The 24145-nt window shown below is 71.8% G+C and carries 17 protein-coding genes; 8 read left to right on the top strand and 9 right to left on the bottom strand.

Annotated elements, in window-relative coordinates; translation table 11 throughout:
* Positions 1–7 precede the first annotated feature (7 nt).
* Both QC283_RS07560 and QC283_RS07555 read left to right on the top strand, forming a co-directional pair.
* A complete protein-coding gene (locus QC283_RS07560; protein WP_279560592.1) occupies positions 8–901 on the top strand; it encodes a hypothetical protein in 894 nt (297 codons plus the stop codon).
* Positions 902–1170: 269 nt separating this feature from the next.
* Positions 1171–1698, top strand: coding sequence for an NUDIX hydrolase family protein (locus QC283_RS07555; protein WP_279560795.1), 528 nt, complete (start codon positions 1171–1173; stop codon positions 1696–1698).
* 13 nt (positions 1699–1711) lie between these two features.
* Here the strand turns inward: QC283_RS07555 and mnhG are convergent, their stop codons facing one another.
* From mnhG to QC283_RS07520, 7 genes are all read right to left on the bottom strand, one after another.
* The gene (mnhG, locus tag QC283_RS07550; protein ID WP_279560591.1) at positions 1712–2077 is read right to left on the bottom strand and encodes a monovalent cation/H(+) antiporter subunit G; all 366 of its coding nucleotides are present in this window, start codon (positions 2075–2077) and stop codon (positions 1712–1714) included.
* Entirely contained in the window at positions 2074–2361 is a 288-nt protein-coding gene (locus QC283_RS07545; protein WP_383524972.1) for a monovalent cation/H+ antiporter complex subunit F, read from the bottom strand. The genes mnhG and QC283_RS07545 overlap by 4 nt, the downstream gene beginning before the upstream one ends.
* A 26-nt stretch (positions 2362–2387) precedes the next feature.
* Positions 2388–2987 (bottom strand): Na+/H+ antiporter subunit E, encoded by a 600-nt coding sequence (locus QC283_RS07540; RefSeq protein ID WP_279560589.1) that lies wholly within the window; start codon positions 2985–2987, stop codon positions 2388–2390.
* On the bottom strand, positions 2984–4627 hold the full coding sequence (locus QC283_RS07535; protein WP_279560588.1) for a Na+/H+ antiporter subunit D: 1644 nt from the start codon (positions 4625–4627) through the stop codon (positions 2984–2986). Before QC283_RS07535 ends, QC283_RS07540 begins: the two co-directional genes overlap by 4 nt.
* 289 nt (positions 4628–4916) lie before the next feature.
* Positions 4917–5678 (bottom strand): Na(+)/H(+) antiporter subunit C, encoded by a 762-nt coding sequence (locus QC283_RS07530; RefSeq protein WP_279560587.1) that lies wholly within the window; start codon positions 5676–5678, stop codon positions 4917–4919.
* A complete protein-coding gene (locus QC283_RS07525) occupies positions 5675–8590 on the bottom strand; it encodes a Na+/H+ antiporter subunit A (protein WP_279560586.1) in 2916 nt (971 codons plus the stop codon). The genes QC283_RS07530 and QC283_RS07525 overlap by 4 nt, the downstream gene beginning before the upstream one ends.
* A 294-nt stretch (positions 8591–8884) precedes the next feature.
* Positions 8885–10129 (bottom strand): serine hydrolase domain-containing protein, encoded by a 1245-nt coding sequence (locus QC283_RS07520; protein WP_279560585.1) that lies wholly within the window; start codon positions 10127–10129, stop codon positions 8885–8887.
* 277 nt (positions 10130–10406) lie between these two features.
* Between QC283_RS07520 and QC283_RS07515 the strand changes: the two genes are divergently transcribed.
* Positions 10407–11789, top strand: coding sequence for an MFS transporter (locus QC283_RS07515; RefSeq protein WP_279560584.1), 1383 nt, complete (start codon positions 10407–10409; stop codon positions 11787–11789).
* Between the two features lie 84 nt (positions 11790–11873).
* Here the strand turns inward: QC283_RS07515 and QC283_RS07510 are convergent, their stop codons facing one another.
* Positions 11874–12470 carry a TetR/AcrR family transcriptional regulator gene (locus tag QC283_RS07510; RefSeq protein WP_279560583.1) on the bottom strand — a complete coding sequence of 199 codons (597 nt, stop codon included), beginning with the start codon at positions 12468–12470 and terminating at the stop codon, positions 11874–11876.
* A gap of 133 nt (positions 12471–12603) precedes the next feature.
* Here QC283_RS07510 and QC283_RS07505 point away from each other — a divergent pair, with 133 nt between their 5' ends.
* The 5 genes from QC283_RS07505 (at position 12604) to QC283_RS07485 (ending at position 19340) form a co-directional block, all read left to right on the top strand.
* Entirely contained in the window at positions 12604–14184 is a 1581-nt protein-coding gene (locus QC283_RS07505) for an AMP-binding protein (RefSeq protein WP_279560582.1), read from the top strand.
* Between the two features lie 31 nt (positions 14185–14215).
* On the top strand, positions 14216–15412 hold the full coding sequence (locus QC283_RS07500) for an acyl-CoA dehydrogenase family protein (protein WP_279560581.1): 1197 nt from the start codon (positions 14216–14218) through the stop codon (positions 15410–15412).
* A 104-nt stretch (positions 15413–15516) separates the two neighbouring features.
* Complete coding sequence (locus tag QC283_RS07495; RefSeq protein ID WP_279560580.1) at positions 15517–16149, top strand: TetR/AcrR family transcriptional regulator; 633 nt, start codon at positions 15517–15519, stop codon at positions 16147–16149.
* Positions 16150–16351: 202 nt separating this feature from the next.
* Complete coding sequence (locus tag QC283_RS07490; protein ID WP_279560579.1) at positions 16352–18298, top strand: alkyl/aryl-sulfatase; 1947 nt, start codon at positions 16352–16354, stop codon at positions 18296–18298.
* 184 nt (positions 18299–18482) lie between these two features.
* Positions 18483–19340 carry a MerR family transcriptional regulator gene (locus QC283_RS07485; RefSeq protein ID WP_279560578.1) on the top strand — a complete coding sequence of 286 codons (858 nt, stop codon included), beginning with the start codon at positions 18483–18485 and terminating at the stop codon, positions 19338–19340.
* A gap of 129 nt (positions 19341–19469) precedes the next feature.
* Here QC283_RS07485 and QC283_RS07480 read toward each other — a convergent pair whose 3' ends face one another.
* Positions 19470–24083: a tetratricopeptide repeat protein gene (locus QC283_RS07480; protein ID WP_279560577.1), complete on the bottom strand. Its 4614-nt coding sequence runs from the start codon at positions 24081–24083 to the stop codon at positions 19470–19472.
* Between the last annotated feature and the right edge of the window lie 62 nt (positions 24084–24145).

Genomic DNA, 24145 nt, shown 5'->3' with positions numbered 1-24145 from the left:
ATCCGCGATGAGCCGTCGTCCGTCCCACCCCGCCCGTCTGTTGGCCTCCGCCCTGGCGGCGGGCGCGCTGCTGACCACAGCGGCCTGCTCGGACGGGGGCGGCGGGTCGGGGGCGGCCTCGGACACCGCCGCACAGGCCCGGGCCGCCGAGGAGGGCGCGGCGAAGAAGGCACCCACGGGCTCCCCCACGGGCTCCCCCACCGGCTCCTCCACGGGTTCTCCCACCGGCTCGCCCAGCGCCTCCGCCTCCGCCCTCACCGAGTCCGGCGCGAAGGCCGCCCTGCTCACCGAGGCAGACCTGGAGGACGGCTGGAACCAGGTCCGGGACGCGGACAAGTGGCGCGACCGGCTGCTCGTCGGCGAGGTCGACGTGTCCGACTTCCTCACCGCGAAGACCGACGCCGCCGACTGCCAGAAACTGCTGGACTCGCTCTACCGCGACGACCTGCTGGGCGAGCCATCGGGCCCGTCGGCGCTCACCGGTTTCGAGCAGGGAGACTCCCGCCTGCTGGAGCAGGTCGCCGGCTACGACCGCGCCGGGCTGGACGACCGCCTGAAGTGGCTGGACTCCCTGCCGCAGAAGTGCGACGAGTTCACCGCCACCGACGACAACGGCGAGAAGCGCACGGTCCAGGTGACCGAGTCCTCGGTACCCGACGTGGGCGACGCCCGTGAGGGCCTGCACGTGACCGTGCGGGGCACCGCCGCCGACAACCCGGCCACGCTCACCCTGGACATCGCCGCCGTACGCGTCGGCACGTCCGCCCTCACCGTCACCGGCGGCGGCCTGGACGGCGACGAGATCTCGTCCGTGGAACAGGGTGCGCGACAGGGAACCGAGCGGCTGAAGACCGTCCTGAACGGCGGCACCCCCTCTCCGCAGCCCACCAACCTGGACTGACCTTCCGCCGGGAGGGCCCCGGCAGCACGCCCCGTGGCGCGTCACCCGGCGCGGCGCGGGGCATCGTCGTGGACGCACCTCGGGCGAAACCCGGACACCGTGATCACCGGACGGCACAATGGTGCGCGACGGACATCGCTCGGTCCGCCGGCTGTTCGCCTGCCCGGCGGACTGGTGCGCGAAGGCCGAGCGGCGTGGGACCGGTCACACTCCCGGAGCGCCGCCCGGGGAGCAGGAACGGCTGAAAGTATGATCAAGCGATGTCTGACATGACCGAAACCACGCCCGGCTGGCTGTCGACCGACGACCTCGAGATGGCACGCGCCCGCATGCCGATCCTGTACGTCGAGGCCGTGCCCGTGCGCGTCGACGACAGTGGCGAAGTCACCAGCGTCGGCCTGCTCCTGCGCATCGGGCCCGACGGAACGGTCAGCCGGACGCTGGTCTCCGGCCGGGTGCTGCACCACGAGCGGGTCCGGGACGCCCTGCTGCGTCATCTGGAGAAGGACCTCGGCCCGGTGGCGCTGCCCCGGGTGCCGACCTCGCTCCAGCCGTTCACGGTGGCCGAGTACTTCCCGACGCACGGCGTCACGCCGTACCACGATCCCCGTCAGCACGCGGTCTCCCTCGCCTACGTCGTCCCGGTGGCCGGCGACTGCCGGCCACGGCAGGACGCGCTCGACCTGGTCTGGTTCAGCCCCCAGGAGGCGCTGTCCGAGGCGGTCCGCAGCGAGATGCCGGGCGGGCACGGGGTGTTGCTGAAGCAGGCGCTGGCACATGTGGGCTGCGTGCTCTGAACGCTCCCCGGAGCTACTCCCCCTGCCGCTCCCCGTCGCTCAACTGCGGGTCCAGGTCGTCCCGGAGCAGGCCCCGGGACCCCGTCTGGCCGGTGCGGTAGGCGGAGCGTGCCACCAGGTGGGAGGCGACCGGGCTGGTGAGGAACTGGAAGAAGACGATGAGCGCCAGCGTGCCCAGGTCGATGCCGTGGCGCAGCCGCAGCGCCACCCCGACGAGGACGAGAAGGATCCCGAGGGTCTGCGGTTTGGTCGCGGCGTGACTCCGGGAGAGCACGTCGGGCAGGCGCAGCATCCCGATCACACCGAGCAGGCACTGCAGGCAGCCGAGGAAGAGCAGGACCGTCCCGGTCAGGTCGGCGGCCTCGACCCAGACACTCATCTGTGGTCCTCCTTGCCGCCCGCCCGCACCGGGGGCCGGTCGCGTACGGCGATGAACCGGGCGATGCCCACCGAGCCGGAGAAGCCGAGGAAGGCGAGCACCAGCATCACGGGGAAGTAGAAGGAGTCGCCGTCGTGGGCGGCCTTGACCGCGATGCCGGCGATGATGAGCGCCGCCGCCACGTCCAGGGCGACAGCGCGGTCCAGCATCGAGGGGCCGTACCAGACGCGGTACAGCAGCAGGGCGCCGGCGACGAGGATCATCACGAGCGAGGCGACCAGCATGGCCTCTTCGACGGCGTGCAGGGTGGTCACGGTGAGGCGTCCCCTTCCGGTACGGGCCGGGCGACGTGGGCGATGTCCTCGGCGGTGCCGAAGGCGCGGGCGACGAGTTCCTCCATGCGCCACACCGACCGCTGGGCGCTCTCGATCTCCCCGGGGTCGTCGGCGTCGAGGACGTGCAGGAACACGGTGGCCGTCGACCGGCGCACCTCGATCACCGAGCCGCCGGGAACGTTGGAGACGGCGACGGCGGTGGCCGTGAGCATGAGATCGCTGCGCACCCGCAGCGGTACGGCGACGACCGCGGCGTGGTACGGGCCCTTGGCGAAGATCTGCCGGGTGACCTCGACACTGGAGGAGTACATGTCGTACAGCAGATGGGCCGCGAGCCGCAGGATGCCCAGCGGGCGCAGCCGCAGACCGAGGTCGACGGCGGGCAGCGGGAAGGCGAGACACAGACCCACCGCGACGATGACGCCGTTGACGAGGTTGGCCCAGGACGGGGTGCCCCACAGCAGCATCCAGATGACCGTGAGCCAGGCGATGAGCGGCAGGTCGAGGATGCGTCGGCCCCCGCCGACGCGGAAGGACCAACTGTAGGGGGAACGGTCGCGGAAGAGGTTGCTCATCGGCCGAGCACCGCCTCGATGTAGGGGGTACGGGCGAGGAGTTCGGCGGCGGCGGCCTCGGTGAAGGTGGTGAGGGGGCCGCCGAGCACGGTGTAGAGCAGGCCGAGGGAGACGGCGGCGCCGGTCGCCACCAGCATCGGCCAGGGCAGTCGTCTGGTGGTGGTGATGGCCTGCCCCAGGAAGCCGGCGGAGACCACGGCCCCCGCGGGTACCGGCAGGCCGCCCCCGGAGCCGGTCGCCTTCTCGTCCTCGTCGTCCTCGTCGTCGCCCGGCTCGTCCTCGGCGGACTCCAGCACCCTGCCCTCGTCCTCGGCCCCGGGCGGGGCGTCGCGCCAGAACGCGAGGTTCCAGACCTTCGCCATGACGTAGAGGGTGAGCAGGCTGGTGGCGGCGGACCCGGCGACCAGCGCCCAGGCCCAGCCGCCGCCGTTGTCGACGCCCGCCCGCATCAGTCCGAGCTTGCCGATGAACCCGGAGAGCGGCGGGATGCCGGCGAGGTTCATGGCGGGTACGAAGAACAGCACGGCGAGCAGCGGCGCGGCCTTCGCCAGGCCGCCGAGGCGGGTGAGTTCCGTGGTGCCGTCGCGCCGCTCGATGAGCCCGGCGACGAGGAAGAGGGTGGTCTGCACGGTGATGTGGTGGGCCACGTACACGATCGCCCCGCTGATCGAGCCGCGTCCGGCGAGCGCGATACCGAAGACCATGTAGCCGATGTGGCTGATGAGGGTGAAGGAGAGCACCCTCTTGAGGTCGGTCTGGGCGACGGCGCCGAGGATGCCGACGACCATGGAGGCGAGCGCGGCGAGCATCAGCAGGTCGCCGAGGCGGTGGCCGGGGAAGAGCAGGGTCTGGGTGCGCAGCATCGAGTAGATGCCGACCTTGGTCAGCAGGCCGGCGAAGACCGCGGTGACCGGCGCGGGCGCGGTCGGGTAGGAGTCGGGCAGCCAGGCCGCGAGCGGGAACACCGCCGCCTTGATCGCGAAGACCGTCAGCAGCATGGCCTCCAGCAGGGTGCGCGCCCCGAGCGGGATCTCCTGCAGCCGCCCCGCGAGCTGGGCGAAGTTGACGGTCCCCGCCACCGAGTAGGTCATGGCGATGGCGACGAGGAAGAGCACCGAGGAGAACAGCGAGATGATCACGTACGTCGAACCGGCCCGGATGCGGGTCGCGGTGCCGCCGATGGTGAGCAGGACGAAGCTGGCGACGAGCATGATCTCGAAGCCGACGTAGAGGTTGACGAGGTCTCCGGCCAGGAAGGTGCAGGAGACGCCCGCCACGAGGATGAGGTAGGCGGGGTGGAAGACGCCGACCGGCGCCTGGTCGTCGCGGTCGGCCATGCCCTGGCCCAGCGAGTACAGGTGGACGAGCAGGGTGACGGCGCTGGACACGGTGAGCATCAGGCCCGCGAGCCGGTCGGCGACGAGGGTGATGCCGATCGGCGGCGCGAAGTCGCCGAGGTGCACGCTGAGCGGGCCGTGGCGGTCGGCGGCCACCATGAGGAGCACGGAGAGCACGAGGACCGCGCCGAGCACGGCGAGGCTGATGAAGCGCTGGAACCGCTGGAGCCGGGGGCCGATGGCCAGCTTCAGACCCGTGACGCACAGGGGCAGCAGGACGGGGAGCGGGACGAGCGCGTTCACCGGAAACCTCCAAGGAGGCCCCGGTCTTCAGTCCCGGGTGGAATCGGCGATGTGCCTGCAGGGCGGACCTCCGGCCTCGGGACCGGGTAAGCTGCGAGTCGTGCGTTGCGAGAACCAAGCGCGTACACCGTGCTGATCGAGAACCAAGACAGCACACGCACCTCCAACTTCGTGGTTCCAAACCGGGCTGGTTTCAACCCGGCTGGTGTTGATCGTGGAAGACCTGCCTGGTCGCTGACCCGGGAGGCAGCGTGAGCCAGGAATCTCCCTGCGTCAGTTGGGAGAGGATTCAACTGGTTCCTTCCGTGCCGGCGCCCTCGGGGTCGTCGGGCTGGTCGGGCGGCGGGTGGCCAGAGTCCTCGCCGGGGTGGGAGTCGGGCTCGCGGCCGGTCTCCTCGGGGTCGTTGGACGGCCCGGCCACGCGGGCCGGTGCCGGGCCGGGCCGGCCGGCCGCGTCGGTGGAGCCCAGCTCCCGTCCCTCCCGGTAGTCCTCGGGGTCGGCGCCGAGGATGTCGTTCCAGATGTTCCCGGAGACGTCGTTGGCGCGGGCCTGGTAGGCGCGTTCCTCGCGGACCCGGCGGCGCAGCCGTTTGCGTGCGGCGCGGTAGCGGGCGCGCTGCTCGGGGGTGGTGCCCTGATCGGCGCGCAGCTCCCGGTAGTGGTCCCGTAGTTCGCCGCGCCGGTCGAGGAACTCGGCGCGCAGGGCCACCAGCCGGTCCTCGGTGTCGTCGCTGATCTCGTCGGAGCCGGTGACCTGGTGGCTGCGGTAGGCCATGGCGAGCAGGAACGCGGTGGTGGCGAGGGTGATGACGATCGCGGTGAGGGCGATGGCCTGGGGCAGCGGGTCGGTGACCCGGTTGCGGATGACGTGCGGGTAGAGCAGCGGCGCGGCGCCCGCGCTGCCCGTCGAGGCGAGGACCAGCAGGTTGACGCCGTTGCCGAGGACGACCGCGCCGAGCAGGATCCGGGTCAGGGACCGGGTCAGCAGCAGGGTGGCTCCGACGGCGGTGAGGACGGCGGCGGCGACCAGGAGGGCGAGGCTCACGGTCATGCGGGGCCCGCCTGAGAGCGTGCGGCGCCCTGGGCGGCGGCCCGTTCGATCTGCCGGTCGATGCGGGCACCGAGGGCCCGCACGATGTCCAGGACCACGCCGAGCACGAGCAGGTAGACCCCGCAGTCGAAGAGGACGGCGGTGGACAGGTGGGCGTCGCCCCAGATCGGCAGGTGGCCGTGCCAGGTCCAGCCGTGCAGCACGGTGCCCTCGGCGAGGCCTCCGAGCGCGACCCCGGTGGACAGGAACAGGCCGAGGCCGGTGAACAGGCCCGGCTTCGCGGGCACGGCGTCGGCGAGTTCGTGCCGCCCGCCCGCGAGATAGCGGGCGATGAAGGCGACGCCGGCGGTCAGGCCCGCGACGAAGCCGCCGCCCGGCAGGTTCTCCGCGCACATCAGCAGGTAGACGGAGAGGACGAGGATGGGGTGGAAGATGAGGCTCGCCACCACTTCCAGGACGAGGGAGCGGCGCTCGGGGGCGAGGGTCGAGCTGGCCGCGAGCCAGGTCCGCTCCGGCGCCCCCTCGTCGCCGCTGGGCAGGCCCGCCGATTCGTACGGGCTCGCCCGCCAGGCGGTGCGCAGGCCCGCCTGCGGATGGTCCCCGGGCAGCGGCAGTACGGGCTGTTCGGCGGCGTCGGTGCGGCGGTGCAGGTAGATGAGGCTGGTGACGCCGATCGCGGCGGCGGCGAGCACCGCGGACTCCCCCATCGTGTCCCAGGCCCGCAGGTCGACGAGGATCGTCGCGACCACATCCTTCAGACCGTGGTGCGCGGTCTCCTCCACCATCGCCGACCCGGCGCTGTCGGCCCGGCGGTGTCCCGCCATGATCCAGACGACGACGGCGACCGCGGCGCCGCCCGCGAGCGCCACCGGCATCCGCAGGACGCGTCGCCGGCGGCTGTAGTTCTCCTCGAAGTACACCGGCATCCGGCGCAGCACGAGCACGAAGACGATCATCGAGACGGTCTCCACGCAGAACTGGGTCAGGGCGAGGTCGGGGGCGCCCTGCGCGACGAAGAGCAGCGCGGTGCCGTACCCGGTGAGGCCGGCGAGGACGACGGCCTTCATCCGGCGCCGCACCCCCAGGCACAGCAGGGCGGCGGCGCAGGTCAGCAGCGCGACACCGGCCTGGGCCGGGTGGTCCCACAGCCGCGGGGCGGGTACCGAGACCCAGGGTTCGTCCGCGAGCAGGACGGCGATCTGACCGGCCAGGACCACGCTCATGGTCGTCACGAGATACACCGACAGCGAGCCGCGCTGCACGAATCCGGTGCACTGCAGGGCGGTGCGCTCCAGGGCGAGCAGCAACCGCCCGAAGACCCGGTCGGCGGAGCGCCAGGCGAGGGTGTGTCCGGCCCGCGAGACGGGGCCCGCGGCGAGGAACAGCAGGACCCCGCCCGCCCAGGCCGCGCAGGACAGTCCGAGGGCGAGGCCCGCCCCGTGCCACAGCGCCAGGTGGTACGGGTGGGCGGGTACGGGGAACTGCCCGGCGTAGGTGCCCAGAAGCCCCTGGAGCCAGGACACGCCGGGTCCGAGCACCAGGCAGGCCAGGGCCAGCACGGCGGGCGGCGCGAGGAAGGCCGGCGGGACGGCGTGCGCGTCGGTGTCGGGGACGCCGGACTTGCGGGCGAAGGCGCCCCACAGGTAGCGCAGCGTGTAGGCGGTGGTCAGGGCCGAGCCGACGACGGTCGCGGCGAGCGCCCAGCGGTCGGCGGTGTCGCCGTCCAGGAGGGCCTGGAAGGCGGCCTCCTTGGCGGTGAAGCCGAGCAGCGGCGGTACGGCTGCCATGGACAGTCCGGCGATCACGGCGACCGCGCACACGGCGGGCAGTCGGCGCCCTAGCCCGGAGAGTCTGCGCAGGTCACGGGTGCCGGTGGCGTGGTCGATGATCCCGGTGACCAGGAAGAGCGGGGCCTTGAAGAGGGCGTGACCGAGGATCATGGCGGTGGCGGCGAGGCCGGTGTCGTGACGGCCCGCGCCGGTGAGGACGGTGAGGAAGCCGAGCTGGCTGATGGTGCCGTGGGCGAGGACGAGTTTGAGGTCGTGCAGGCGCAGCGCCCGCCAGCCGCCCAGCAGCATCGTCGCGGAGCCCAGGACGAGCAGGAGCGGTCGCCAGGGGGTGACCTCCGCGAAGGCGGGGGCGAGCCGGGCGATGAGGTAGACGCCGGCCTTGACCATCGCGGCGGCGTGCAGATAGGCGCTGACCGGTGTGGGGGCGGCCATGGCGTTGGGCAGCCACAGGCTGAACGGCCAGATCGCTGACTTGGAGAGGGCGCCGACGAGGATCAGCACGATCGCCGTGGACAGCGCCGCCGACGCGGGCGGCGGGTCGGCGAGGATCGCCGAGATCCGGTAGGTGCCCGCCTGGTGACCCAGAATCAGGAAGCCGACGAGCATGGTCAGTCCGCCGAGCGTGGTGACCGTCAGGGCCTGCAGGGCGCTGCGCCGGTTCCGTTTGTGGTCGCTGGTCTGGCCGATCAGCAGGTAGGAGAAGACGGTCGTCAGTTCCCAGAAGATGTAGAGCAGGATCAGGTCGTCGGCGAGGACCAGGCCGAGCATCGCCCCGGCGAAGGCCAGGAGGCTCCCGGCGAATCTGCCCAGCTGCCTCGACCGGTCGTCGAAGTACGAGGCGCAGTAGACCAGGACGAGGGTGCCCACTCCCGCGGCGAGCAGCACCATGAGTTCGGCGAGGGCGTCCAGCCGCAGCGCCCAGTCCACGTGGTAGGCGGGCAGCCAGGCCCACTCGAAGGTGTCGGCGCCGCCCGCTGCCGTCGTGCTCCACCGGGTGGCCGCCCATGCGGTCGCCGCCGCGGGCGGCAGGGCCAGTACGAGGAAGGCACGGGTGCCCCACCACCTCACCAACGGCGCGGCGAACAGCGCGAGCGCGAAGTGACCGAGGATGAGTGCGGTCATGCGGGTCCGCGCGAGGGCACGGGGACGGGAGGAGGACAGGGCACCCGACAGTGATATATCGGGCATACCGCCTGAGCAGCCAGGCACGCCGCAGCGTCCGCGACGCCACCGGACCGGCCCCGGGTCCACCCGGCTTCCGTGGCCCACTGGTCGAGGGGGCGGTCCCGGACCGCTCCGGAACCGCCCTCGGTCCGCGGCTGTCCTCGGTCGGGACAGTCGGGACAGTCCGGGCAGTCGGGACGGCAGGCTTCGCACCCGCGAGATCCCGGTCGGCGTCCGGGACGCCGGCAGGGATCACCGCGTCGCCGCTCCCGCCGTCGAGTCAAGGTGCACGCCGAGTCGCAGAAACGCCTGGACGAGCGGGACGACCGGCACGGCGGGAGAGACCACCTGGGAGCCGAAGTGGACGACGACCAGGTCGAGCCCGGGTGACACGAACAACCGCTGACCGTGGATGCCGCTGGCCATGTAGGAGCCGTGGGCGTCGTTGGGGATCCACCACAGGTCGTGGTACGACAACGTGGCCGAAGAGGTCGGGGGTGCGGCCGGAAGGCGCACGCGGCGCGGGTAGCCGTCGGGGACGCCGCCGACGATATCCGTGACCACCTCCTCGGGCACCACCTGCCGGTCCCCGACCGCGCCCCGGCAGCGCAGCATCTCCCCGAGGCGGGCGACATCGCGCGCCGTGGCGCTGAAGCCGCCGCTCGCCGCCTCGACACCGTCGCCGTCGAGTACGTAGTAGGCGTCCTCCTCGGCTCCGATCCTGGACCACAGCAGCTCCCCGAGGAGAGCCGATGTGCTCACGCCGGTGATCCGGCGCAGGACTTCGGCGAGGGCCTCGACGTTTCCGTTCTCGTAAACGAACCCACTCCCGGGCGCGCCGACGGCGCGGGCGGTCAGGAGGTGCTCCCGGATGGTGGTGGGGCCGCTGTAGCCGAAGGGGCGCAGTCTCGGGGCGATCACGGCGAAGTACCGCTGCGCCTCGATGGACTTGTCGAAGGGCCGGCCCGCGTAGGAGACCTGGGTGCCCATGTGCAGCAGGTCGTCGATCCGCGCGTCGCCGAAGGCCGTCCCCGCGAGCTCGGGCACGTAGAACGACGTCCGGGCGGCCCGGTCCAGAAGTCCCTGGTGCGCCAGTACGGCCGCCATGAGGCCGATGTAGGACTTCGCCGCCGAGGCGTTGAAGTGCGGGGTGTGCCGTTCGGCGCCGTGCGGGTACCGCTCGTACACCAGGGAACCACGATGCAGCACGAGGAGGGCGTCCGTCTGCGCGGCGGCGAACAGGTCCGGCAGGGTGGCCGTGGCGCCGCCGTCCAGCTCCAGGGGGAGGGCATCGAGCTCGGACGTGCCGGCTTCGGGGTTCTCGACGCCCCCGAGGACGGCGGCACCACCCGGTAGGTCCCGGTGGCGGTCGGGGCCCCGCCAGACACGGCGGCTCGGTGAGAGCTCTCGGCCGGAGGACGTGAAGCGGCGGATCCAGGCCGGGTCCGTGTAGCCGCGCGTCCACGTCAGGTCGCCCAGCTGGGTTGCCTCGGTCATGCGTCGCTCCGCTCTTCTCTGCCTTATCGAACAGTATCGCCGTTACCGTACAGAGTGTTCATCTACGGGGACAGGGGTCGCTCTCCGCTCGCAGCATTCGTTGACGCGCGGGCAACGGCGGGCTAGTTTACAAATACTTCGATTGTTAACAGACAGCCTGTATGGCAATCCTTTGTACGGCTGCCACGCATCGGGGCGCGGGCGACGTGTGCCCAGGGCGCACACTCCCCCCGCCGCTTGCGCACCCTTTCCTCCCGAGCCGCAGGAGTGTGCCCCCATGGCCGAACCGTCCTCGTCCGCCCCGCCGCTCGGTGCCGTGGGCGGTTCCCCCGGCACCGAGGACGAGGGATCGCCGCCGCGACCGGCGTTCGACCGGCGACACGCGTGGCTGATCGCCGCGATGATCGTGACGTTCATGCTCATCAACTACGCGGACAAGTCGGTGCTGGGGCTCGCGGCCGTCCCGATCATGGACGAGCTCGGGATCAGCAACAGCACCTACGGGATGATCTCCAGCTCGTTCTCGCTGCTGTTCAGCCTCTCGGGGCTGGCTGTCGGCTTCGTCTCGGCCCGCGTCTCCAGCCGGGTTCTGCTCTTCACCATGGCCGCCCTGTGGGCGGTGGCCCAACTGCCGGTGCTGCTCGTGGCATCGGTGCCCGCGCTGGTGGCCGGGCGGGTACTGCTCGGGGCGGCCGAGGGACCGGCGGCGTCGATGTCGATGCACGCACTGTACAAATGGTTCCCCGCGGACCGGCGGGGCCTGCCGTCGGCGCTGCAGATCAGCGGTGCCGCCCTCGGCATGCTGATCGCCGCGCCGGTCGTCACCTGGCTCATCACCAGCTTCGGCTGGCGCTCGGCGTTCGTGGTCCTCGCGGTCACGAGCGCGGTGTGGAGCCTTCTGTGGTGGTGGGTGGGTCATGACGGCCCGTACGGCGGGGAGTCCACGGGCCGGGCGGGCAGGCACCGGCCCGCCGGCGACCCCTCCCCCGGCGTCACGCCCGCGTCCGCGCCGCCGCAGCGGCTGCCGTACCGGCGCCTGTTGCTCAACGGCACGGTGCTCGGGTCCATCACCGCCGCCTTCGGCGCCTCCTGGGCACTGGCGCTCAGCCATGCCTGGCTGCCCGCCTATCTGCGCACCCAGCTCGACATGTCACCGGGCGGGGCCGCCACGGTCATCAGCGCGATATCGGCTTTCAGCCTCGTACTGCTGCTGTCGGTGCCCGTGCTGGTGGACACCCTCCGGCGGCGGGGCCGATCGAGCCGGTGGTCGACGGGCGCCCCGCAGGGTGCCGCGGTCGCCGTCGCCGCACTGGCCATGGCGACCTTCCCGTTCGTCGACGGGAGGGGCGCCCATCTCGTCCTGCTCGCCGTGGCGTTCGGCGGTCACGCCATCGTCTTCCCGCTGCACTACATGACCGCGTCGGCCGTGGTGCCCACGATCCAGCGCGGTGCCGTGTTCGGCGTCGTCGCCGCCGCCGGGACCCTGCCGGGGCTGGTCTCCCCGTACCTGACCGGACACCTGCTGGACTCCGCCGCCACGCGGAGCGCCGGCTACACGCACGCCTATCTGCTGTCCGCCGCCGTCATGCTGGTCTGCGCCGTCGTCGCCCTGGTCACCATCCGGCCGGAACGGGACGCCCGGCGGCTGGGGCTGGGCTGACCCGCTCCGCGGGAGCGTCCGCCGCCGGTGCCCGAGCCCGTCCCCGGGGCCCGGTCACCGGGGCGCGGCGCGGAGCCGTCCGCCTCAGGCCGACGCCTCGAAGCCGCTGGCCCAGTACCTGCCCCGCAGGGCCAGGTCGAGGAGCATCCGCACGACCTCCTCGGCGGGCAGCGACGGTGTCTCCTGCTCCACCCACCAGCGCAGCACGGCGATCTGCTCGCCCACCCACACACGAGCCAGCAGCTCGGGGTCGATGCGCGGCTGCACCGCGTTGCGTTCCGCCCGGGCGCGGAACTCCTCGGCCGTGGCCCGCGCGACGGCGTCCATGAACATCCGCAGTGGCTTGCCGTCGCCCTCGCCCCGCAGGACGATCCGGTACAGGTCGCGTTCCTCGCGGGCGTGCCGCAGCATCTCCAGGACCGGCTTGCCGGTGAAACCGACCGCGCTGTCGGCGACGGTGGGCTCCAACCGCTCGGCGAGACCGGCCAGCAGGTCGGCCGTCACACGGGCGAACAGAGCCTCCTTGTCGCGGAAGTGGGCGTAGAACGTGGCGCGGGCCACGTCCGCCCGTTCGGTGATGTCCTCGACGGTCAGCGCCGTGAAGCCGCGCTCCAGCACCAGCTCCACCAGAGCCGCCCCCAGGGAGCGGCGTGACCGCCTCGTCCGTCTGTCCTCGGCCACGAAGCCACCTCTCCTCGGGTCATCACGCGTCGGCGCGTCCAGTGTAGGAGACCCTTGACACCTCACAACTTACTGAACAAGCTGTTCGCAAATGAATTGATCGTCCAACTACTGCTTTCTGGAGTAGGGCTTCATGAACCTCGGCACCTATCTGTCGCGCAGCGCCCGCTACTGGCCCCAGGCTCCGGCGCTGGTGTGCGGTGACCGGTCCTGGACCTTCGCCGAGCTGGAGAACTCGGCGAACCGTCTCGCCTCCGCCCTGGCCGCCCGGGGTCTGCGCCCCGGCGACGCGGTGGCCTCCGTGGCCTGGAACCGCGGGGAACTGGTGGAGATCGAATTCGCCCTGTACAAGGCCGGGTTGACGCGCGCCCCGATCAACGCCCGTCTGGGGCGGGGCGAGATCGAGCACCTCCTGCGCTATGCCCCCGTGCGCGCCCTGGTCTTCGACGCGGCGCACCGCGAGGACGCCCTCGCCGCGATCGCCGCGGCCGGCACCGGCTGCCTGCCCGTCCCGCTCGACGACACCCCGGCTGGGACCGAGTCGCCCGATGCGTCCGCCGTCACCTACGCGACCCTGCTGACCGAGGGCGACGCCGCTCCCTTCCTCGTCGAGCAGAGCGAGAACGATCCCTGTGTCCTGAACTTCACCTCCGGCTCCACCGGAGCGCTGAAAGCAGCGGTGCAGACCGTCGGGAATCGCCTCGCCAACATGCGCAAGCAGCTGATGTCCGACGAGTCGCGCCCTCGCCCCGGCACCCGCTACCTCGCCTGTGGCCCCATCACCCACGCGACCGGCATGGGCCTGCTGGCCGGCGTGTTCGGCGGCTCCACGACGTACGTCCTGCCCACCTGGAGCCCGCGGAGCTTCCTGGAGACGGTCGAGAGGGAACGCGTCACGGCCACCTTCCTCGTCCCGGCCATGGTGAACATGGTGCTCGCCCATCCGGACGCGGCGCGCCACGACCTCTCCTCGCTGACCAGCGTACGGATCGGCGGCGCGCCCATCTCGCCACAGCGTCTGCGCGAGGCGGTGGACTTCTTCGGGCCCGTCGTCGCCCAGGGGTACGGGCTCGGCGAGACCACCAGCGTGGTCGCGGGCCTGAGTGCCGAGGAGGTCGCCCGCGCCGTGAAGGAGGACCCGGAGCTGCTCCAGTCGTGCGGGCGCGCCGCCTACGACACCGAGGTGCGCGTGGTCGACGAGAAAGGCCGTGAACCCGGCCCGCGCGAGGTGGGCGAGGTCATCGTGCGGGGCCCGGACTGCGTGCGCGAGTACTGGCGGGAGCCCGAACTGTCGGCGGAGACCTTCCGCGACGGGTGGGTGCACACCGGCGACCTCGCCTGGATGCGGGAGGACGGCTACCTGTTCCTCGTCGACCGCAAGAAGGACATGATCATCTCCGGCGGCTTCAACATCTACTGCACCGAGGTCGAGGCCGCCCTCTACGAGCACCCCGCCGTCCAGGAGGCCTGTGTGGTGGGGGTGCCCGACGAGACGTGGGGCGAGGCGGTCAGGGCCGTAGTCGTACCGGGTCCCGGGGACACCGGCGTCACCGCCGACGAGCTGATCGCCTTCTGCGCCGAGCGCCTGGACCGCTTCAAGAAGCCCCGCGCCGTCGACTTCGTGACCGCACTGCCCCACAACCGCAACGGCAAGCTCGACCGCAAAGCCGTGCGCGAGCCGTACTGGGCGCACGCCGCCCGTCGCGTCAACTGACTCCGCCTCGCCCGTTCCCTCAGGAGCATCCGTGACCTTCTCACTGCGTCCCGTCCACGACGACCCGCGCACGGCGGAACTCGTCGACCGCCTGCGCGCCTACCTCGACGGCGAGCTCGCCGACTACGAACGCGAGCGCGGCATCACGCACACGGGGCGTCTCACCCGCGCCGATCTCGAACCGGTCTGGCGCCGCAGCCGCGAACTCGGCTTCTACGGCGTCCACCTGCCGAAGGAGTACGGCGGACAGGACCTCACCTACACCCAGCTCGCCGCGCTGAAGGAGGAGCTCGGAGCCAGTGGCCGCGTCCTGTCCCACTGCGTCCTGGGCGACATGGGCGGCCCGCTGCGCGCGGGCGACATCCTCCAGCACGCCACCCGGCACCAGTTGGACACCTACCTGCTGCCGCTGATCCGCGGTGAGCGCGCGTGCTGCTTCTCCCTCACCGAGACCGACGCGGGCTCCGACGTGCGCTCCATGCGCACCGTCGCCGTACGCGACGGCGACGGCTACCGGCTGACCGGGCACAAGGTCTTCTCCTCCGCCGGCCCGTTCGCCGATTTCGCGATCGTCGTCGCCCGCATGGCCGGCACGGGCGAGCAGACCGGCGACAAGCCCCGCTTCTCCGCCTTCCTCGTGGACCTCGACAGCCCCGGCTGCCGCGTCGAGGACGGCGCGACCCCGATGTCCGGTGAGCACATCGAGAGCGACATCGTGCTGGACGACTGCCGGGTACCGGCCGCGAACCTGCTCGGGGAGGAGGGCACGGGGATGCGCATCGCACTCGGCCGGGTCACCACGAACCGGCTGCTGCACTGCCCCACCGTGCTCGGCGCCACCCGCCGCGCACTGGACCTGACGCTGAACAGGGCCCGCACCCGCCTGGTCGCGCAAGGTCAGCCGTTGCTCACGCTCCAGGCCATCCAGCACAAGGTCGCCGACATGGCGACCGGCCTGTACGCCGCGCGTTCCATGACGTACGCGGCCCTCGCCGCCCTCGACGAGGGCCGTGAGGTCCACACCGAGGCGTTCATGTGCAAGCTCTTCGTCGCCGAGTCGGCTTTCCGCATCCTCGACGAGGCGGTGCAGATCCACGGCAAGGAAGGGCTCACACAGGGCAACGAGATCGAGTTCCTCTTCCGCAAGATCCGCATGTTCCGTGTGCTGACCGGCACTTCGGAGATCCAGCGCAACGGCATCGCCAAGATGCTGGCCCTGCACCACTGACGGGCACCGCGCCGGGCGGCGGACATCCGCCCCGCGCCGTCGGCCCGGCCCGGCCGGTACGGGTGGGCGCGCCCAGGTGCGCGCGGGTGGCAGGATGGCCGACCGTGAGCGGACGCGGCGCGGGTCAGGACGGCGGGACGGCGGGACGGGAGCCTCGACGGCGGCGCGATCCGCAATGGACGCGCGCGGTCCTCCTCGACGCGCTCCTCGAACTGATCACCGAGGGCGCGGGTGAGCCGACCCGGAAGGCCGTCGCCGAGCGGGCCGGGGTGTCGGAACGGTCGGCGTTCGTGCACTTCGCCGACCGTGAGGCGCTCTACGTGGCCGCGGCCGAAAGGCAGGCGGAACGGTGGCGGGCGCTCGCCGAACCCGTCGCGCCCGAGTGGGCCACCGCGGACAAGGTCGACGCGCTCCTCGCCCAGCGCGCCCGGATGTACGAGGTCATGACGCCGATCCGCAGGGTCGGGCTGGCCCTGGAGCCGGAGTCACCGGGACTGCGGCAGGTGATGGCGCGGGGCGACGCGTTCTTCCGTGACGATCTGGCCGCGATGTTCGCCCCGGAGTTGCGACAGGACCCGGAAGCGCTGCGGCCGGGCGGCCTGCTGGACGCCGTGGAGGCCGCTGCCTCCTGGGCTGTGTGGGACCACCTGCGCACCCGGCGCGGCCTGGCCGAGGAAGCCGCCCGCTCCGCGATGCGTCTCGCGCTCCGGGCCCTGCTGAGCGGTCCGACACGCTGAGTGGAGCCTGTCCGGAGCCGGCCCGACGGGCCGCGCGAAGCCGGTCCCCGTCCCGCCCGACCGACCCCGTGAGGGACGAACCCTTGACCACTATTGCAGTCATACTGCAATAGTGGTCGACGTCGGTCGCGGCCGACGGCGGGCACCCCGTCCGCACTCGCGTGCCGTGACGTCCGACCGGCCCAGAAAGGTCACCCTCCGCATGACGCCGATGAACAGGCGCGGCTTCGTCGCCGCCACGGCGGGCGCGGCCGCCGCAGCCGTCTCGCTCAACCCGCAGACCGCACAGGCGGCTTCCGGCCCCCACCGGCCCGGGACCCCGACACCGACGCGCACCGACGACCTCCCCTACGACGACACCGGCGACTTCGCCGACGCGCACCGGGGTTTCGTCGCCGCCTTCACGGGCGGCCCGATCACCACGGAGAACGGCAGGACCGCCTGGGACCCCGACGCCTACCGATTCCTCGACGAGGCCGAGGGGCCGGCGCCCGACACCGTGGACCCCAGCCTGTGGCGCCAGGCCCGGCTCCTCTCGCGTCAGGGCCTGTACCGGGTCACCGACCGCGTCTACCAGGTCAGGGGCCTGGACCTGTCCAACATGACGATCGTCGAAGGCGACACCGGCGTCATCGTCATCGACCCGCTCATCTCCGCCGAGACGGCCGCCGCGGCCCTGCGCCTCTACCGCGACCACCGGGGCGAACGCCCCGTGCGCGCGATGATCTACACCCACCCGCACGTCGACCACTTCGGCGGCTGCAGGGGCGTGCTGCCGGACGGCGCCGGGGACGTGCCCGTCCTGGCGCCCAGCGGCTTCATGGAGCACGCCGTGAGCGAGAACGTCTACGCCGGCCCTGCCATGTCCCGCCGCGCCTCCTACATGTACGGCTCGAGACTCCCCACCGGCGTCACGGGCCAGGTCGGGTGCGGACTCGGCCTGACCGTCTCACTGGGCACGGTCGGTCTCATCCCTCCCACCCGCTCCATCGAGGCCACGGGCGAGGAGGTGACCCTCGACGGAGTCCGGATCCGTTTCCAGATGACTCCCGGAACCGAGTGCCAGGAGGAGATGAACTTCCTCTTCCCCGACCTGCGCGCCGTCTGCATGGCGGAGAACGCCACCCACACCATGCACAACATCGTGACCCTGCGCGGCGCGCAGGTACGCGACGCCCACGCCTGGGCCGGTTACCTCACCGAGTCGATCGGCCTCTACACCGGGAGCGCCGACGTCGCCTTCGCCTCGCACCACTGGCCCACCTGGGGAAACGACCGCATCGTCGAACTGCTCACCCACCAGCGGGACCTCTACGGCTACCTCCACGACCAGACCGTCCGGCAGATCAACCAGGGCCTGACCGGCACCGAGATAGCGGAGAACTTCCGGCTGCCGCCCCAACTCGAATCGGTGTGGGCCAACCGCGGCTACTACGGCTCCCTCAGCCACAACGTCAAGGCGGTCTACCAGCGCTACATGGGCTGGTTCGACGGCAACCCCGCCCATCTGTGGGAACACCCCCCGGTCGAGGAGGCCCGCCGCTGGGTCGAGACTCTCGGCGGCCAGTCCGCCGTCCGTGCCCGCGCCCGGCACTACGCGGACCGGGGAGACCTCCGCTTCGCCGTCACCCTGCTCAACCACGCCGTCTTCAACGATCCGGACGACAGGCGGGCCCGCCGCGACCTGGCCGCGCTCTACACCCGCCTGGGCCAGGCCATGGAGAACGCCGTCTGGCGGAACTTCTATCTCACGGGCGCGCGGGAACTCACCCACGGCGTAACCCCCGGCGCCGGGTCGACACTCGGCCCCGACATGCACCAGGCCCTGACCGTGGGACAGCTCATCGACGGTCTCGCCGTCCGAGTCAACGGTCCGAAGGCGTGGGCGATCGACCTCACGATCGACTGGCACGTCGACGACGGTCACTGGCGACTCCGCCTCGCCAACGGGCTCCTCACCTGGACCGCCGACCCGCGGCAGGCCGCCGGCGCGGGCCTCACCATGACGATGACCAAGACCCGGCTCCTGAGCCTGCTCGCCGGCCGGGGCACCGACGGCATCACCATGGACGGCGACCGGTCCCTGCTCACCCGGCTCATGTCGGTCCTGGACGAGCCGGATCGCACCTTCCCCATCGTGACTCCCTGAACAGCTCCCCAGCGGACACGAACCCGACTCCCACACGGCCGGCGCCTTCTCTGCCCGTGCAGTGATCCGTACGGCCCTCGACGGTGCGGGAGCGCGGGGCGCGTCTACGGCAGCGGGGTTTGCATGTGCCGTAGCGGCATGTGGTCCAGTGGGCGGCGAGCACGACATTGAGAGGTTTCCGCGCATGCCCCTTCCTGCGATTCCCCGCCGGGTCAAGATCGGCGATGCCGCCGCGTTCGCCGGGACCACACCCCGCGCCATCCGCCACTACCACGCCATCGGGCTCCTCCCCGAACCGGAACGCGGCAGCGACGACCGCCGCCGCTACGCATACGACGACATGATCCGCCTGCTGTGGATCCGCAGGATGGCTGACGCGGGTGTCTCCCTGGACGACATCCGGGCCGGCTTCGAGGGCGCCACCGGCATCGAGGAGTCCCTGGCCCGGCTGGAGGAGTCCCTCGTCTCCAAGGCGGCCGCCATCGAGGCCCAGCGGGCCGCCGTCCACCGCCTCCGCGAGGTGGGCAGCCCTCTGGGCCTGCTCTCACCGCTGGTCAGTGGCCGCCTGCGTGATCTGCCGCCCGGGTCCCTGCGCCCGGCCGATCTCGATACCCTGCTGGTCACGGAGCGTGTCTTCGGCTCTCTGGGCGCCGCCGTCCAGGCCAACCGGTTCATCGTCCTGGCCACCCACCCCGGGCTGCGGGCCGAGGAAGACCGTCTGGCCGAGGCCGAGACGGCCCTGGACGACACCATGTCACCCGACGACCCCCGCGTCGAAGACCTGGCCGCCCAGCGGTGTGCTCATGAGACCGCCTTGGGAGCCATCATCGACAGGTCCGGCCTGGACGAGGCCCTCGAAATCCTCCTCGACCAGGAGGACGAGCACGCCGGCGAGGAGGAGGGCGAGGCGAGGATGAGCCCGATGGAGGCCATCGGCAAGATGCCGTACGACTTCTCCCCGGCGCGCGTCCGGTACGAGGAACGTGTCATCGAACTGCTTCACTCGGCCGATCAGGACGGCGACACCCCACGGACCTGCTGACTGGAATCAGCGCCCGGAGCGAGCCCGACAAGAGCAGCCCGGAACGAGTGCAGACGCGGCGCGGGGAGGCCCTGGCCACCAAGGAGATCCACGCGGCGGCAGGCATCGCCCCGTTACCGCGCCGACTGGCTAGCTGGTCCGGTCTTCGCCGAGTAGCCGTGTGTGGGTGTCCAGTACATGGGAGAGGCGTGGGGCGGCGAGGCCGGGTTCGCGCTGACAGACGCCGCGCCAGAGGGTGAGAGCCTCCGCCACGGTCTCGCGGGCCTCGTCGTGGTGGACGTCCGCCAGGAGCCGGGCCTCGGCATGCGCGCAGAGCGCGTCGGCGAGGCGGACGTGGTGGGCGGTGGGGTCCGCGGCGGCCAGGCGGCGGCTGAGGTCGACGGCCTGGGTGGTGATACGAAGAGCCTCGGCATACCGTCCCGCTACGGCCGAGCGAAGGCCGTGGACGGCCAGTGCGTCGGCGAGAAGGGGTTCGTGCGCGGTGGCGTCCGCCCGCACCAGGCTGTCACAGATCTCCACCGCCTCCGAGGTCGCCCCGAGCGCCACACGAGGGCCCTCCTCGGCCCGTGGGGCGTAGCGGCCGAGACTCCAAAGGGCGGACGCGAGGGCGGCTTTCTGGGCGGGATTCTCAGGGGTGGACCGAGCGACCGCGACCGCCTGCGTAAGGAGAGACACGGCCTCGACGGTCTGCCCTTGTTCCCCGGCCCAGGTGCCCAGACCCAGAAGGGCTCGGGTGAGGACGGGGCCTTGGACGTCCGGGGCGAGGGATTGTGCCATGTCGACGGCCTGCTGGAGGGTATGGCGTGCCTCCGCGTGTCCCACGCAGTGCCTGAGTACACCGAGGAGAAGCAGCGCGTCGGCGAACACCGGCCGTTGCGCCGGATCGTCCTGTTGGAGGTCGCGCAACAGCGTGACCGCTTCTTCGGCCGTCGGCAGCGCTTCCCGGCGCCGTCCCGCCTGGGTCATGACGGCGGCGAGAACGGCCATGGACGCGGCCAGTTGGGAGCGGTGCTGGGCCGGGTCGGGGTACGCGAGCTTGCGGCAGGTGGCCACGGCTTGCCTCAGAGCAGCCACCGCGGCGTCGTGACGGCCTGACGCGGAGCGAAGGGTGCCCACCATGAGTAGTCCGTTGACGTAGTGGGGCCCATGGGCCGCGCTGTCGCGCGCCGCCAGGGTCTTTTGGACCTTGACCAGCGCCTCCCAGCTGTCCAGCGCCTTGGCTCTGTGCCCGGCGACGGTGAGCAGGGACGCGAGGAGGGACAAGGCGGTGGCGAGCTGCGGCTTGCGGGTGTCCGGGTCGCTCCGCGAAAGGTGCCGGCGGAACAGCTTCACCGCTTCCGTCGCCGGCTGGACCGCTGCTTCCGTCTGCCCCAGGGCGGCGAGGCAACTGGCCTTGTTCACCAGGGCCATGGCCAGCGCTGTGTGGGCCGGGCCCGTCCGGCCGGCCGCGATGAGGCGACGTTGGACGCCGATCGCCTCGTCGATGAGCATGAGGGCCTTGTCGAACCTGCCCATGGCCTTCCAACGGAGGGAGAGGTTGCCAAGACTCGTCCCCAGGCCCGGGAGGAAGGCGTCGGATCGCCACTCGTCCAGCCTACGGTGGAGGGCAACCGCCTTCCGGGCGCTTGCGAGGGCTTCCTCGTGCTGCCCGGTGGCGTCCTGCTGGCTGGACAGCGTGGTCAGGCTCATGGCGAGATCCGCCGTGAAGACACCCGGTTCCCGCCGGGCCAGGGACCGGTAGTGGTCGACCGCCTTTCCGGCGGCTTCGCAGGCTTCCCGGGCCCTTCCCGCGGTGTTGAGCTGGTTGGCGTATGTGTTCAGGCTCCCCGCGAGCTCAGGGGTGTACACCGACGGTTCCCTGCCCGCCAGTCGCTGGTACAGGTCCACGGTCTCGGCTGCCGCCGCAAGAGCGTCGTCGTGTTGTCCCTCGTCGTCCAGGTTGATCGCCAGGGAGTTGAGGCTGAGCGCGAGATCGGCGAGGTGGGCGTCGGGGTTCTCGTCGGCCAGACGGCGGCGGATGCGTACCGCTTCCTCGTTCGCCGCGAGGGCCTCGGTGTACCGGCCGGTGGCCGAGAGGCAGTTGGCGTGTGTTCCCAGTGTCATGGCGAGCCTGGGGCGGAAGGCGTCCGGGCGCTCTTCGGCCGGCCCCCTGTACAGCGCCACGGCCTCTCGGCTCCTGCGCACGGCCTTCTCGGGGCGTCCCGCGTCCTTCAACCAGATGGCCTGGTTGTTCAGCGCGTCGGCGAGGGCGGGCTTGTAGGTCTCGCCGTGCTGCTCCAGCAGGTCGCGGCGGAGACCGACGGCCTTGTCGATGTTCTCGAGTGCTTCGTGGAAGTGCCCCAGTTCCCCTTCGGCGGTGGAGACGGCGCTGAGTGCGTGGGACAGTTCGCTCATGTGGACGGCGGACGGGGCCGCGTCCGTTCCCTCGGTGAGCCGCTCGTACGCGCGCACCGCTTCGCGGGCGCGGCTGAGTGCTTCCTCCCGCTTCCCGAGGCGGCTGAGCATGACCGACACGTTGATGAGGCCGGCCGCGTACTGGGGAAGGTGGGTACGGCCGTCCCTGTCGGCGAGTCGCGCGGCCAGTTCGCTGCTCTCCTCCGCAGCCGCCAGGGCTTCTCCGCGCCGTCCCAGGTCACCGAGGCGGCCGGTGAGCCGCCGCATCGACGTGGCGAGGTCCTCCAGGCGGGCCGGGTCCGCCTCGGCCTGTTCGCGGTGGATGGCCGCGAGCCGTCGCGTCACCCGGACGGCCAGCGGCCCCAGGCTGTGGGTGGGTCGCGGCAGGCGGTCGGCGAGGTCCGTGAGGTCCTGAGGAGTCGCGTCCGCGCGCTCGGCCAGCTCCGTCAGGGCGCGCACGAGCGGTTCCGGGCGCTCCACCCGCGTGGCGACGTCCACGGCCACCGGGAGCAGGACGTCCTTGCGGCGTACGCACAACGCGGTGAGCTCGGCGTCGAGCAGTCCGCGGTGGGCGGGGTGAGCGGCGGCGCGGGCGTAGACGGTGAGCAGACGAGTGGTCTGCTTCACGGTCAGTCCGCTGTCGGCGAGCAGATCGTCCACGAAGCCCGGATCGTTGAGCACCTGCTGACCGACGAAGTACTCGGCCAACCGGTCCGGCCGGAGCTCTGCCCACGCTCCGCCGCCCTGGGGCGGGTAGAGAGCGCTGATCCAGTCCCTGACCGCGTAACGGTGCCTGGTGCCGAGGTCGGACAGCACCGGTGTCCCACGCAGCAGGGAGTCCGCCTGCCGGCGGTCGTCCGCACCGCACAGGAACGCCGCGGCCAGCGGCTGCGGGAGGTCCTCCCGTCTCAGCCCCGTCCCGGAGCGATCGGCGGCGCTCTCCCAGTAGGCGATTTCGTGATCCAGCAGCCGCTCGTCCAGCACTGGGCCGGGGGCGCCGACGTCATGGGCCGGATCCGGCCTCGCGGCATCCAGCAGATCGACGAGCGCCGTCATATGCAGGGTGAGCGCCCCCCGCAGGTCCTCGGCAGAACGGAGGCGCTCCCGGCAGGACTTCTTCAGATCTCTGGCGATGGTGGACCAGTCGTCGTCCTGGCGGCCGTCCACTCCGTGCAGGGCGCGGGAGAGGCTGTCCACCGCCTGGCAGTATGCCTTCCGGATGTCGATGTCGTGCGGCTGCAGCGGGGGCAGGGCGGTCACGGGCGCCGCGTCGACCACGTTCTGGACCGGCGGATGCGCGCGACGGGCGGCGTTCCACCAGTCTCCGCGCGTACGGGCGAGCAGGAGCATTTTGAACGGTGTGCTTCCTCGGTGTGCGGCGAGGGCCCGCAGCAGATCGGTGAGCCGGCCGAGGCGGGTCTCGGCGTGGTCCAGGATCACCAGGAGAGGCACGGCCGCGTCCGCCAGCTCCCGCACGGCGGCGTCGTCGGCATGGTCGGTGGGCCACACGACAGTCCAGCGTTCCGCTTCCAGCCGATCGGCCAACTCCAGAGCCAGTCGCGTCTTGCCCTGACCTCCGGGCGCGTGTACCAGGCGCACCCCGAGACCGGGTTGATCGCACCAGCTGCCCAGTTCGCGCAGCAGACGGGCCCGGCCGCGGAAGGGCACCACCGCCCTGTGGGCGTCCAGCAGTGCTGCGGGGGAGGTGAGCAGACCGCCGGGGAGCGGCGGCGCCGGCGGGTCGTACAGCCGCTGCCACTCCGCCGGCTCCATCCGTGTCGGCAGCTGGTCCTCGGCCAGAACATCCTGGAACGCCGGGTCATTCAGCAGGACGTAAGCGGGTGAGACCTCCAGACGGGTGTGCCCGAATCCGGCGAAGTCGACGGCCACGACACCGACGAGTACGTCATCGCAGAAGACCGCGGCTCCGGACAGGCCGCCCCAGGGGGAGCGCGTACGGTCCGGAGTGCCGCCACCGTCGATGCGCAACAGGTGGCGGTTGTTGACGGAGCGGTCCGTGCGGTTCACCGTGCCTGTCACGCGGTACAGGTCGGCCGCCTGCCGCTCGCGCTGGACGACGTTCGGCAGTCCCACGGTCTGGCACTCGACGAGTCGGTGCGTGACCAGCCCGCCCCAGCGGACCGGTTTCCAGGACAGCGCGGCCCCGCCCGGTCCTCGGTAGGCGTTCTCGGCCCGGAGCAGAGCCGCGTCGTCCCTGCCCTTCGGTGTGCCGCGCCAGACGACCGTGGCGGTGTACCGCTCCTCCTCCCCGGGGTGGAAGAAGGTCACCTCCCCGCCCACTTCCGGCACGACGTGGGCCGAGGTCAGCACAAGGCTGCGGCTGATCACGAAGCCCGACCCAGGGCCTCGCGGCCCGCCCACCCCCACCACACGTCCGTCGTCCACGTCCT

Origin of the sequence: Streptomyces sp. DH41 (assembly GCF_029813785.1) — a bacterium.
Lineage (GTDB): Bacteria > Actinomycetota > Actinomycetes > Streptomycetales > Streptomycetaceae > Streptomyces.
The sequence above is the reverse complement of the archived record's forward strand: the minus strand, read 5'-3'. Positions and strand labels throughout refer to the sequence as shown.